Annotated in this window: 9 protein-coding genes and 1 riboswitch; of the genes, 3 read left to right on the forward strand and 6 right to left on the reverse strand. The window is 40.8% G+C overall.

All coding sequences use genetic code 11. The features are described from left to right. Positions 1–11: 11 nt before the first annotated feature. From rpoC to IGL42_RS12705, 5 genes are all read right to left on the reverse strand, one after another. On the reverse strand, positions 12–3,665 hold the full coding sequence (rpoC, locus tag IGL42_RS12685; RefSeq protein WP_002354777.1) for a DNA-directed RNA polymerase subunit beta': 3,654 nt from the start codon (positions 3,663–3,665) through the stop codon (positions 12–14). A gap of 166 nt (positions 3,666–3,831) precedes the next feature. Further along, complete coding sequence (rpoB, locus tag IGL42_RS12690; protein WP_002389470.1) at positions 3,832–7,446, reverse strand: DNA-directed RNA polymerase subunit beta; 3,615 nt, start codon at positions 7,444–7,446, stop codon at positions 3,832–3,834. Between the two features lie 370 nt (positions 7,447–7,816). Further along, entirely contained in the window at positions 7,817–8,158 is a 342-nt protein-coding gene (locus tag IGL42_RS12695) for a type II toxin-antitoxin system PemK/MazF family toxin (protein ID WP_010710856.1), read from the reverse strand. After that, positions 8,158–8,388 carry a type II toxin-antitoxin system PemI/MazE family antitoxin gene (gene mazE, locus IGL42_RS12700; protein ID WP_002354773.1) on the reverse strand — a complete coding sequence of 77 codons (231 nt, stop codon included), beginning with the start codon at positions 8,386–8,388 and terminating at the stop codon, positions 8,158–8,160. The genes IGL42_RS12695 and mazE overlap by 1 nt, the downstream gene beginning before the upstream one ends. A gap of 330 nt (positions 8,389–8,718) precedes the next feature. Then, positions 8,719–8,934, reverse strand: coding sequence for a zinc ribbon domain-containing protein (locus IGL42_RS12705; protein WP_002354768.1), 216 nt, complete (start codon positions 8,932–8,934; stop codon positions 8,719–8,721). A gap of 138 nt (positions 8,935–9,072) precedes the next feature. Here IGL42_RS12705 and IGL42_RS12710 point away from each other — a divergent pair, with 138 nt between their 5' ends. Continuing rightward, positions 9,073–10,065, forward strand: a complete 993-nt coding sequence (locus tag IGL42_RS12710) for a biotin--[acetyl-CoA-carboxylase] ligase (protein ID WP_002394775.1) — start codon at positions 9,073–9,075, stop codon at positions 10,063–10,065. Positions 10,066–10,231: 166 nt separating this feature from the next. On the opposite strand, the gene IGL42_RS12715 is transcribed toward IGL42_RS12710, so the two are convergent. After that, positions 10,232–10,870 carry a lytic polysaccharide monooxygenase gene (locus tag IGL42_RS12715; RefSeq protein WP_002378863.1) on the reverse strand — a complete coding sequence of 213 codons (639 nt, stop codon included), beginning with the start codon at positions 10,868–10,870 and terminating at the stop codon, positions 10,232–10,234. Between the two features lie 426 nt (positions 10,871–11,296). Beyond that, a riboswitch (M-box (ykoK) riboswitch) is annotated at positions 11,297–11,463 on the forward strand. Between the two features lie 91 nt (positions 11,464–11,554). Here IGL42_RS12715 and IGL42_RS12720 point away from each other — a divergent pair. Then, positions 11,555–13,171 carry a phosphatase PAP2/LCP family protein gene (locus IGL42_RS12720; protein WP_010710855.1) on the forward strand — a complete coding sequence of 539 codons (1,617 nt, stop codon included), beginning with the start codon at positions 11,555–11,557 and terminating at the stop codon, positions 13,169–13,171. Positions 13,172–13,440: 269 nt separating this feature from the next. Further along, complete coding sequence (locus IGL42_RS12725; RefSeq protein ID WP_002396786.1) at positions 13,441–13,584, forward strand: putative holin-like toxin; 144 nt, start codon at positions 13,441–13,443, stop codon at positions 13,582–13,584. Positions 13,585–13,738 lie beyond the last annotated feature (154 nt).

Below are 13,738 nucleotides of genomic sequence, written 5' to 3' on the forward strand. Positions count from 1 at the left end.
CTTTTTAGGGTTTATTTATTGATGTTTTTCATCGCATCTTCAGCAGCCATTTGTGCTTCAATGTCTGAAATACTATAAACGTTTTCGCTAGCTACGCCAACTTCTTTTGGTTCCATGTTACGGTAACGAGCCATACCAGTACCAGCTGGGATGATTTTACCAATGATAACATTTTCTTTCAATCCAAGTAATGGATCTTTTTTGCCACGGATAGCAGCATCTGTTAACACGCGTGTTGTTTCTTGGAAGGATGCAGCAGATAAGAAGCTGTTTGTTTCCAATGACGCTTTGGTAATACCAAGTAAGACTGGACGACTAGTAGCAGGGACGCCACCAGCAACTAATGTGTCGTAGTTACGGTCTTTAAATTCTGCGATGTCCATTAATGTTCCTGGAAGGATTTCAGTGTCACCTGGATCCATTACGCGGATTTTACGTAACATTTGACGAACCATTACTTCGATATGTTTGTCCCCGATTTCTACCCCTTGCATACGGTAAACACGTTGTACTTCACGTAATAGGTAGTTTTCAACAGATAAAACATCACGAACTTGTAATAATTGTTTTGGATCGATTGAACCTTCTGTCAACGGTGCACCACGGTGGATGATGTCGCCTTCAGCAACTTTCATACGTGCAGTGTAAGGGACAGTATAGGTACGTGTATCTGTTTTTCCTTTGATGGTTACTTCTTTTTGACGTGTGGCAGGATCTTCAGAAATATCGATAACTTCACCGGTTACTTCTGTAATCACTGCTTGCCCTTTCGGATTACGTGCTTCAAAGATTTCTTGGATACGAGGTAAACCTTGAGTGATATCATCACCGGCAACCCCACCGGTATGGAACGTACGCATGGTTAACTGTGTACCAGGTTCCCCGATTGATTGAGCGGCGATTGTACCAACTGCTTCTCCGACTTCAACGTCAGAACCAGTTGCCAAGTTACGTCCGTAACAGTGCTTACATACACCATGTTTTGTGTTACATGTAAAGACAGAACGGATGGTTACTTTTTCAATACCAGCGTCCACGATTTCTCTGGCAAGATCTTCAGTGATTAATTGATCCGCACCAATGATGATTGCACCAGTTTCTGGGTGAACAACTGATTTACGTGTATAACGACCTAATAGACGTTCGTCTAATGGTTCGATAATTTCATTACCTTCACGAATGGCTTCGATTTCAAGACCACGGTCAGTGCCACAGTCGTCTTCACGAATGATTACGTCTTGGGCAACGTCAACTAAACGACGTGTTAAGTAACCTGAATCGGCTGTCTTCAAGGCCGTATCGGTCATCCCTTTACGAGCCCCGTGAGTTGAGATAAACATTTCTAAGACAGAAAGTCCTTCACGGAAGTTTGAGATGATTGGTAATTCCATGATTCGTCCATTCGGAGCGGCCATCAAACCACGCATACCAGCTAACTGTGTAAAGTTGGAGATGTTACCACGGGCTCCAGAGTCAGACATCATGAAGATTGGGTTACGAGCTTCCATACTTTCGATCAGTTTTTGTTGGATTTCGTCTTTGGCACCGTTCCAAACGCCGATTACACGTTCATAACGTTCGTCATCAGTAATTAAACCACGACGGAATTGTTTAGTAATTGTTTCAACTTGTTTGTGGGCAGCATCAATGATTGCTTGTTTTTCATGAAGAACCATGATATCGGCAATCCCTACTGTCATCCCAGCATAAGTTGAGTGTTTGTAACCTAAGTCTTTCATGCGGTCAAGCATTTTAGAGGTTTCCGTAATGTGGAATCTCTTGAAGACTTCAGCAATGATATTTCCAAGATTTTTCTTCTTGAATGGTAAAACTAATTCTTGCTCTTTAATGTGTGCAGGAATGTCTGTACCAGCTTCTACGAAGTATTTATCTGGTGTTTGAACAGTTAAGTTATAGTCTGTTGGTTCGTTCAAGTAAGGGAACTCAACAGGCATGATTTCGTTAAAGATGATCTTACCAACTGTGGTGATTAAGATTCGTTCTTTTTGCCAATCAGTAAATGGTTTGTCACCTAAAAGTGTTGTTTGAACCCCAATACGTGAGTGTAAATGCACGTAGCCATTTTGCCATGCTAAAACAGCTTCGTTCATGTCGCGGAAGATCATGCCTTCCCCTTCACGTCCTTCTTCTTCCATTGTTAGGTAGTAGTTACCTAAGACCATATCTTGAGATGGTGTAACAACTGGTTTACCATCTTTCGGGTTCAAGATATTTTGGGCAGCAAGCATTAACATACGAGCTTCTGCTTGTGCTTCTTCATTTAGAGGCACGTGAACCGCCATTTGGTCTCCATCGAAATCGGCATTGTAGGCTTCACAAACTAATGGGTGAAGACGGATCGCACGACCTTCAACAAGAACAGGTTCGAAAGCTTGGATCCCTAATCTATGCAACGTAGGTGCCCGGTTAAGTAAAACTGGGTGTTCTTGGATAACTTCTTCTAAAATATCCCAAACTTCATCTTCGCCACGTTCGATTTTACGTTTCGCATTTTTAATGTTTGTCGCAATTTCACGTTGTACTAATTCACGCATTACAAATGGTTTGAATAATTCAATCGCCATTTCTTTTGGTAGACCACATTGGTACATTTTTAAGAACGGACCAACGACGATTACGGAACGACCAGAATAGTCAACACGTTTACCTAGTAAGTTTTGACGGAAACGACCTTGTTTCCCTTTCAACATGTGAGAAAGAGATTTCAATGGACGGTTACCTGGTCCAGTAACTGGACGGCCACGACGACCATTATCGATTAAAGCATCGACCGCTTCTTGTAACATCCGTTTTTCGTTTTGAACAATGATGCTTGGTGCATTTAAGTCTAATAAACGTTTTAGACGGTTGTTACGGTTGATAACACGGCGGTATAAGTCGTTTAAGTCACTTGTTGCAAAACGACCACCTTCCAATTGAACCATCGGACGTAAATCTGGTGGAATAACTGGGATAACATCCATTACCATCCAGCTTGGTTGGTTACCAGAAGCACGGAAGGCTTCTAAGATGTCTAAACGACGGATGGCACGTGTCCGTTTTTGACCAGAAGCTGTTTTTAATTCTTCTTTTAATTGCGCAACTTCGCCATCTAAATCGACGTTATCTAATAATTGTTTCACGGCTTCGGCACCCATAGCAGCTTTGAAGGCTTGGCCATATTGTTCACGTTTTTCACGATATTCGCGTTCCGTTAACAATTGTTTTTTCTCTAATGTTGTGTCACCTGGTTCGATGACAACGTATGAAGCAAAATAAATGACTTCTTCCAATGCACGAGGGCTCATGTCTAAAACAAGACCCATCCGAGATGGAATTCCTTTAAAGTACCAGATATGTGAAACTGGTGCGGCTAATTCAATATGTCCCATACGTTCACGACGTACTTTTGAACGAGTGACTTCAACGCCACAACGGTCACAGACAATACCTTTATAACGGATACGTTTATATTTACCACAAGCACATTCCCAGTCTTTGGTTGGACCAAAAATGCGTTCACAGAATAACCCTTCACGTTCGGGTTTTAATGTACGGTAGTTAATTGTTTCGGGTTTTTTAACTTCCCCATAAGACCAGCTTCTGATCTTTTCTGGTGAAGCAAGCCCTATTTGCATACTTTCGAATTTATTTACATCGATCAAAAGGAATTCCCTCCATTTCCTTATTTAGAGAAGCTGAGTCAGCAACTTGTTAGCAAATGGCAAGCATCACTTGAAAGAAGGTCTGACGACACTTGGAACAAGTAATGGCTTGCGCAGTTGCAACAAAGTCGCAGTTGAATCAACTCATCAGAGTGGTAGCGACAAATTAGTCTCTGTCTTCGGCTGTTTCAATTTCTTGAACAACGTCTTGTGCTTCTTCTTTCACGACTGATTCTGCTTCTTTTTCCAGCTGTTTCGCTGATTGTTGTTCCGCAAATTTGGTTAGTGCGTCAACGGTGATTAAATCATCATCGTCATCGTCCATATCGCGTAACTCAATCTCAGCTTCCTCAATGTCCAAGACACGCATGTCTAAACCAAGTGATTGTAATTCTTTCACTAATACTCGGAATGATTCAGGCACACCTGGTTTTGGAATTGGTTCACCTTTAACGATGGCTTCGTATGTTTTCACACGTCCGACAACGTCATCAGATTTGTAAGTTAAGATTTCTTGTAATGTGTAAGCAGCACCGTAAGCTTCCAGTGCCCAAACTTCCATTTCCCCGAAACGTTGTCCACCGAATTGAGCTTTACCACCCAACGGTTGTTGCGTAACAAGAGAGTAAGGTCCGATTGAACGAGCATGCAATTTGTCATCAACCATGTGGGCTAATTTAATCATATACATGACACCAACGGAAATACGGTTATCAAATGGTTCACCTGTACGTCCATCGTAAAGAACTGTTTTAGCATCGCTAGCCATACCAGCTTCACGAACAGTTTCCCAAACGTCTTCATCGGTTGCCCCATCGAAAACAGGTGTTGCGACGTGAATACCTAATTGGCGAGCAGCCATACCTAAGTGTAATTCAAGTACTTGTCCGATATTCATACGAGAAGGTACCCCTAATGGGTTCAACATGATATCAACAGGTGTTCCGTCAGGTAAGAATGGCATATCTTCTTCCGGCATAATACGGGAAACAACCCCTTTATTTCCGTGACGTCCCGCCATTTTATCTCCTTCGTGAATTTTACGTTTTTGAACGATATAAACACGAACTAACATGTTGACACCTGGTGATAATTCATCGCCAGCTTCACGAGTAAAGATTTTCACATCATGAACGATACCGCCGCCACCGTGAGGTACACGGAGAGACGTATCACGAACTTCGCGGGCTTTTTCCCCGAAGATTGCGTGTAATAAACGTTCTTCTGCAGATAATTCTGTAACCCCTTTAGGTGTGACTTTCCCAACTAGTAAGTCGCCATCTTGAACTTCAGCACCAATGCGGATAATCCCCATTTCGTCTAAGTCTTTCAATGCGTCTTCCCCAACGTTTGGAATTTCACGGGTAATTTCTTCAGGTCCTAATTTTGTATCACGTGCTTCTGATTCATATTCTTCAATATGCACAGAAGTGTAGACATCGTCTTTAACTAAACGACGGCTCATGATAATGGCATCCTCGTAGTTGTAACCTTCCCATGTCATGAAGGCAACTAAGACGTTTTGCCCTAAAGCCATTTCGCCTTCTTCCATAGAAGGTCCATCCGCTAAAGTATCACCTTTTTCAACTTTTTCACCTAAGTGAACAATTGGGCGTTGGTTGTAGCTTGTTCCTGAGTTAGAACGACGGAATTTTGTAACCATATATTTGTCTAATGCGCCATTGTCGCGACGAACGCGAATTTCTTTTGCATCGACGAATTCTACGACACCGTCATGTTTACATAGTAAAGCAGCACCTGAGTCATGGGCTGATTTATATTCCATACCTGTACCTACCCACGGAGAGCGTGGTTGAATTAACGGCACCGCTTGACGCTGCATGTTGGCACCCATCAAGGCACGGTTGGAGTCATCGTTTTCTAAGAAAGGAATACATGCTGTTGCGACTGCGACTACTTGTTTTGGTGAAACGTCCATGTAGTCAACTTTGTCTACGGCAACTTCTAAGTTTTCACTTTGTAGACGCGCCATAACAACATCATTGGCAAATGTGCCATCTTCATTTAAAAGTGAGTTCGCTTGCGCTACGATATAATGGTCTTCGATGTCTGCTGTTAAGTAATCTACTTGATCAGTAACACGGCCTGTCGCACGATCAACACGGCGATAAGGCGTTTCGATGAAACCAAATTTATTCACTTTCGCATAACTAGATAAGCTATTGATCAACCCGATATTCGGTCCCTCAGGCGTTTCAATTGGACACATACGACCATAGTGAGAGTAGTGAACGTCACGAACTTCATAACCGGCACGGTCACGAGTCAAACCACCAGGCCCTAAGGCTGATAGACGACGTTTATGGGTTAACTCACCTAATGGGTTTGTTTGGTCCATGAACTGTGATAACTGTGAAGAACCAAAGAATTCTTTGATACTTGCTACCACTGGACGGATGTTAATTAATTGTTGTGGTGTCAATGTTTCTGTGTCTTGAATAGACATTCTTTCACGAACCACACGTTCCATACGGGCTAAACCAATACGGAATTGGTTTTGTAATAATTCGCCTACTGAACGGATACGACGATTACCTAAGTGGTCGATGTCATCGACATTGCCGATATCTTCCATTAAGTTGAAGAAGTAGCTCATTGAAGCAACGATATCTGCTGGACGAACTGTTTTTACGCTGTCGTCTGGATAGCCGTTACCAATCACATTTACGATACGTTCAGGATCTTTTGGTGAAAGAACTTGAATCACTTGGATTGTCATTGGTTCAGTTACTACCGCATCTTCACTTGGATAGTAAGTTACGCTGTTTAAGCCGTTGTCAATGTATTCGCCTAATGTTTCCATGATTTGGTGTGTTAAAACCGTGCCTTTTTCGACAATGATTTCACCAGTTTCTGGATCAACTAGCGTTTCAGCTAAGGTTAAGTTTAATAGACGTGTTTTTAAGTCTAATTTTTTGTTAACTTTGTAGCGACCAACGTTTGCCAAATCATAACGTTTTGGATCAAAGAAACGTGCAGTTAACAAGCTACGTGAGCTATCTGCTGTTTTTGGTTCGCCTGGGCGAAGACGTTCATAAATGTCTTTCAAGCCTTCTTCTGTACGAGAATCACTTGCGTTTTTGTGTAAATCTTTTTCAATTGTGTTGCGTAAGCTTTCGCTGTCGCCGAAAATTTCGAAGATGGTATCATCTGAACCGAAACCTAAAGCACGAACTAACACAGTTAAAGGAATTTTACGTGTGCGGTCAATCCGAACATAAGAAATGTCTTTCGCATCTGTTTCCATTTCTAACCATGCACCACGGTTAGGAATGACTGTTGAGCCAAAACCTTCTTTGCCGTTTTTGTCCACTTTTCCATGGAAGTAAACACCTGGAGAACGAACTAATTGGGAAACGATAACACGTTCTGCCCCGTTGATGATGAAGGTACCCATTTCTGTCATTAATGGGAAATCGCCGAAGAAGACTTCTTGGGATTTAATTTCACCTGTTTCACGGTTAGTTAAACGTAATGTTACATGTAATGGCGCAGAATAGTTGGCATCATGTGCGCGGGCTTCTTCTACTGTGTACTTTGGTTCTTTTAATTCATAGTCAACAAATTCTAAGGATAAGTTTCCTTGGAAATCATCAATTGGTAAAATGTCTTCAAACATTTCACGAAGTCCCTCATCTAAAAACCATTGATAAGAGTCTGTTTGGATTTCAATTAAATTTGGTAATTCCAATACTTCACTGATACGTGCGAAACTTCTACGTTCGCGATGCTTTCCGTATTTTACTACGTGTCCAGCCAAGCTCTTCACCCCTCTAGTTATAAGTCTATCAAAACACCGATCCGAAAAATTACATTTACGTTACATATATTAAATATATGTAACAAAAAGCATTTTTTGCAGTTTTTAAGCAAAAAAAAACCAAAAATAGAACATGCTTCCGAAAAATTTTCTGGCGTTTCTACTTTTGTTTTCCTATAAAAAACCGGAACGGACAATATTTCGCTCCTGCTTCGTCACTTTCAGATAGTTTTTGCTCTATAGATTCTACTACCTTTGTCTAGAAAAGTCAAGGGTTTCTTTAAGGTTTTCTTTTTCATAAAAAGGAGTTTTTTTGTAAAGGGTTTAAACGAAAAAATGCGTAATAAATAATTACGCATTTTTTCAACAACTAGAAAATATATTCAATTATTTGGTCAATTTTCGCCATATCTTTTAATGGCAAATGCTCAATTTGACTTAATTTTCTTTCAGTGAAGTCCAAAGATTTCAGTTGTGAGATCACTACTTGTCCATGGGTTTCTATGTCATCGGGCAACGTATATCGAGTGGGAATATTTTTAATGGTGGAAATAATCGGGCAAATCACAGCAAACATGGTTTTCCGATTAAATTCATATCTTGACACGACTAAACCAGGGCGTCTCTTCTGAATTTCTTTACCTGCAGCAGGATCAAAATCAATCCATACAATATCTCCTTTTTTGGGAATGTACTTCTTTTCAACGTTCATTAAAAAAGTTCTCTCCCCTCAGGTGCAAGATCATGCCACTCATCTTTTTCATAATACTCACCTTCTGGACCTTCACTAAATGGATCCTGAATTTTAGGGACTAATGTAATTGTACCGTCGTCAGAATACATCACAATATATTCTTGGTCGACTTTTGGTTTTTTACCATTATCAGTGGGTAAAGTTAAAACGACCGAGCTTCCTTGTCTTCTTGATTTAGTTGTTAGCATGAAATCACTCCCTTCGCTTCATTATACTATGCCTTTGCAATGATGGAAAGAATTTTAAATCACACTTAACGTGACTGAGTTTACTATATAATTCGATAATGCGCGTGGGACAAAAATCACTTTGGATTTTTGCTCCACGCTCAAAAACTGATAAACGGCGGGAACAGAAGCAACTCCTTCGGAAATAAGCCGAAATTCTCCAAAAATTAAAGAACAATTTTCGGAAATTCCTTCTTATTTCTCGGAGTTAAACGCTTCTGGCCCGACCTCCTTTTCCCCTATCTTCCTCTTCACACAAAAAAACGAATGCAAAGATGCATTCGTTTTTGACTAACCGCCACCTAATAAAAAGTCTAGGACATTCATGCCGCCGCTTGTTTGGCTGCGGTAAAGTTCGGTGTAGCCGCATTGGGTACAGCTAATTGTAATAAATTTTTTATTTTGAACATCAAAAATTTTCGCAAAGTTCCCACCTGTTGCTTGAAATTGGTCCGACACATAGTGCATGTTGCCACATTTCTCACAAACATATTGTTGCTTTTCCATTCCCCTCACTCCTTCTCAATAAAACAAGTATAGCAAACGCCTGCTTCATTTTCCTCCATCCTAAGATGGATTTTTTCACTAGTTGACCAAGCCTTTTCCTTTCCGCTACAATAAGCATAACGAATCGGAGGAAAAAATATGTCGACAAAAAGCCAAGTCCTAACTTTATTGATGAAACAAACGCCCGCATTCCTTTCGGGCGAAGAGATGGCACAACGTCTGTCCTTATCTCGCACAGCTATTTGGAAAGCAATTAATGAATTGAAAAAAGATGGCTATCAAATTACTAGCGTGCAAAATAAGGGGTATCGCCTTGAGAAATCAGATGTCCTTTCTGCAGAAGGCATTCAGTTGGCATTATGGCCACAAACACCGCCTTTAACAATTACCGTCCTAGAAACATCTGAATCTACCATGACCGATGCTAAGCGGGCGATTTTAGACCAGACACCCGACAATACATTGATTGTTGCTGACATGCAAGAAATGCCGCGGGGCAGGTTCGGCCGACCATTTTTCGCTACGCCAGGTAAAGGGATTTACATGAGCATGGTGCTTCAACCGAACCAAAATTTTGAAGAAATCGCTCAATATACTGTGATTATGGCCGTAGCGGTCGCTCGAGCAATGGATGCTCTGGCAGGCGTTCACACAGAAATTAAATGGGTCAATGATCTTTATTTAAACGGCAAAAAAGTTTGCGGGATTTTGTCGGAAGCCATGAGCAATGTGGAAACAGGGCAAATTTCCAATGTCATCATCGGCATGGGGATTAATTTTTCAATTACAGAAACCGAATTTCCTGAGGACATTCGGCAGAAAGTGACTTCTCTTTTCCCAGATGGTGAACCGACGGCGACGCGAAATGAATTAGTCGCCAACATTTGGAATCATTTTTATCAAATTTTAGACGAACGTTCAACGAAAGACTTTTTAGAAGAATACCGACAACGCTCCTTTGTGATTGGCAAAGACGTCGCTTTTACCCAAAACGGGCAAGACTTCCGCGGCGTTGCGACAACCATTAATGGAAATGGAGAATTGATTGTCCAGTTGCCTGATGGCACGGCCAAAACGTTGTCTTCTGGGGAAATTAGTTTGGACCAGATTGGTGAATGGCGTCGAGAATAAGTGGGGAAGTTTAGAAAAAAGCAAGTGGGACATCAGTCGTATTGACTGATGTCCCTCTTTCTTCTTCTGAAGATAATCAGCTGAACAAAAGCAGCCCCTTCGGAAATTTCTTCTTATTTCTTGGCGCTAAACACTTTTGTCTCAGCCGCATTATCTTGATACCTGATTATTGAACATTAACATCTATCGCTTGATAAAATGAATTAATCGTGTCATTGATATCCCAAACGGCATAAATAACATGGTATCCTTTCCTATCAGCGGGAATCTTTATTCTGTGTGTTTCTGTATCATTGACCATAAATCCTTGACCAGGAGGTAAATCTTGACCGATTGGTTGCCCTACTATGCCAATCAATTCCATTTCGTCCATCGTTAATGGTGCATTAGGATTCCATCCAGGTTTCGTCATATAGTATCTAAAACGATTGGTCTTATGTTTTGCCGTCATCACCCATTTAAAATTATTCTCTCCTGTTGTTATATTACTTTTTACCCAACGAGTGGCTGTTTGTTCATCTAGTTTGGAATAGCTTGCTAAGCCAGCTGAAGGCAACCTTCCATTTAATTGACCCGTGTCTAATAATTTAGTTGGCGCTTCAATTCCTTGGGGTGTCGTGATAATTTCTGGCTGTGAGCTGTCTTGACCAGGTCCCCATCCAAATCCGTTTGCTTCCGCATTTTTGACTCGACTGACTGGGCTATCAACATAGCCGTGTGCATAACTCTGCTGTGCATCTCCTAAAGCAAAAACACTGATCATCGTTGCGCCCACTGCAATTATGAATAACATCATTTTTTTCATGTATATCGCTCCCTTATAAGCAAAACCCTTCAAAAAACATGTAATCTTAATCAACTGAAACGTAAAATCTCCACAACATCATTTTTACTTTTTCGATAGCGACCATCAACTTTGTGCACAATTATTGTCGACATATTTATTTTAAATGAACTAGCAATTCAATAGCAACTGTCCGCCTTTTTTACTGAGAAAAACTTATAGCACTCTTATAAAAAATGTTTGTTTTTTAATTTATCATTATTGAACACCAACTATTTATAGCGGTTAACCGAGAACAGCCTTGTACACTTTTTTTAGAATGCTCAAGTACTGTTTTTTTAACTTCTTCACTTCCCCACACCTTTAAATTTATTTAAAAAACAATAAATTTTCTTAAACTTCATTGTGAGAACCGCTGCATAAATTCTATACTTCTAGCGTTAGATAAAATAACCTTGTTAGGTGAGGCTCCTATCCAAACATAGGCTATTGCGCAGAAATGTCGAAAGACACCAATGTGTAAAACAGGAATGGTCGAATTAAGGCTCTTCTAAAAATAGCTAAGAGAAATCTTTACGTTGGATAGTGCTAAAGCTCAGACGATGAGAACCGATTGGCTTGCTGTGTCCTGTTTAGTCGCAAGCGCTTATTTACGATCGATGCTGGCTTAGTCTACTCTTTCAAGGGAAAAAGAAAGGGATTCTCATGCAAACATCGAATAAAAAATTTCCACTTTATGCCCTAACAACGCTTGGTTTTACTTTCCTCACTTTGTTAGTGGCGGCTAGTCCAAATTGGTTTCAACAAATGGACGAAGCTATCTATCACATCAAATGGCAATTAAATGCCCCACTTTTAACAGCGGTCAATCTGTTAGCAAAAACAGCCACAATTGGACCAATGCTGCTATTCTTCTTATTATTGATGGTATACCTTTTACGCAAAAAAGAAAAAATTCTAGCCTTGTGGGCTGTCAGTAACCTATTAGCTGTCGGCTTCTTAGGGAGCGTTTTTAAACATGTGGTGGGTCGGGCTCGACCAAACCTAGGCGCTTTAGCCGACCGGAGCTCTGCTAGCTTTCCCAGCGGACATTCATTATTAGCAATGGCGCTAGTCTGTACGATTTTGATCATTTTGGCCTATCTTCATGTTGAAAAAACCAAAGGCATCAAAATTTTCTTACTCACTTATTTAGTTTTGATTGTGTTAGGTCGTTTAATCTTACGCGTTCATTATCCTAGTGATGTCATCGCTGGGATGCTTCTAAGTTATAGTTGGATCAACTTTTCATTTCAAATTGTTCAACGTTATTTGCCGGCACCTGAACCAGAGGAAGCAGAAGTACCGACGCAACGCCGGCGCCGCCATTCTCGTAAAAGAAAAAGTTTATTCGTGGTCTTCAGTTTAACCCTTTTATTTTTAGGCACACTTTCTGTTTCGGCTTACGGCGTCAGCATGTATCGCAATTTGCAAAAAACGGCGAACACCATGTATAAACCAAGAAAATCTTCCACGAAGAGTCCCGATTTAGCCAAAGGAGAACCTGTTAGTTTCTTAATTATGGGAATTGCGAATGACTCAAAACGCAAAACCGATTACCGCTCCAACGCCTTGATGGTGGTTACAGTGAATAATCAATTACAAAAAACTACCATCACTAGCATCCCGCGTGACTACTATGTGGAAATGGCTGGCACCAATGGCGAATACAATAAAATCAATGCGGCCCACGTTTTCGGTGGTGCCGATATGCAAATTAAAACGGTTGAAAATGTCTTGCACATCCCAATCAATCATTACTTTTCAATTGATATGGATGCTATGAAGGACCTTGGCGATGCGGTGGGCGGCGTCACTGTTGACAATGCCTTTGCTTTTGACGCTGAAGGGATTCATTATCCGAAAGGCAAACAGCATTTAGGGGGCTGGGAAGCTTTACAATACGCGCGCATGCGTTACGAAGACCCTGAAGGCGACTATGGTCGTCAACGCCGCCAACGAGAAGTTTTAATCGAATTAACCAACAAGCTACTTTCTTTTAACAGCTTGCTAAAATATCAAGAAATTCTGGACGTAATCGGCGAACATGGCGAAACCGACTTGTCCTTTGACCAAATGATGGCGATGCTAAAAAAATACACCCCCGCACTAAAAACGATTGAAACCGATCAATTAAAAGGCTACGATTACACTGGCGATGGCGTGACAGGGATTGAAGGTATTTCTTATCAACTTGTGGAAGAGAGTGAACGCCAACGTGTCGAAAATGCCATCAAAGAACAAATGAACCTCTCTACGAAAGACACTGAACAATCGCAATAACGACTAAAAAGCAGCGCCCCTTAATGAAAGGGGCGCTGCTTACTTTGGCTAGTTAGACGGTCATTTCAAAAATATTAATTTTTGTCACCGTCTTAAACGGCTCTACATCAGAGAGGTATGTTACAGCATATCTCTCTTTTCATTGCTATTATAGCACAATTACCTAAAAAAACATGTTGGAAACTAATTATTTTTTAGCCCTACATGGTATAATAAAATTGTAGAGAAGTTATGGCGGCGGCTATCCAATCTGAAAGGTGGTGGTGCTTATGAATGTAAGTACTAAAATCTATGAAAGGAGAGGCCTTTTGTCTATCGCAGAAGCTTTAGCTCTGATGATTAGTTTCGGTTCTTTTATCGCAACGTTAATCTTCGGAATCCTAGAGGCTGTTAAAGAAGACAATAAAAAATAACCGTCAACTTTAGCGAGCACGGTTATTTTTTATAAATCACTAAAAATCGCTACCGTCTGAAACGGCTCTACACTAGAGAGGTATGTTGGCGCATACCTCTCTTTTCATTACTATTATAGCACAACGACCATCAAAAGACCATCAATAAAAATGC

Origin of the sequence: Enterococcus sp. DIV0712 (assembly GCF_050554855.1) — a bacterium.
Lineage (GTDB): Bacteria > Bacillota > Bacilli > Lactobacillales > Enterococcaceae > Enterococcus > Enterococcus faecalis.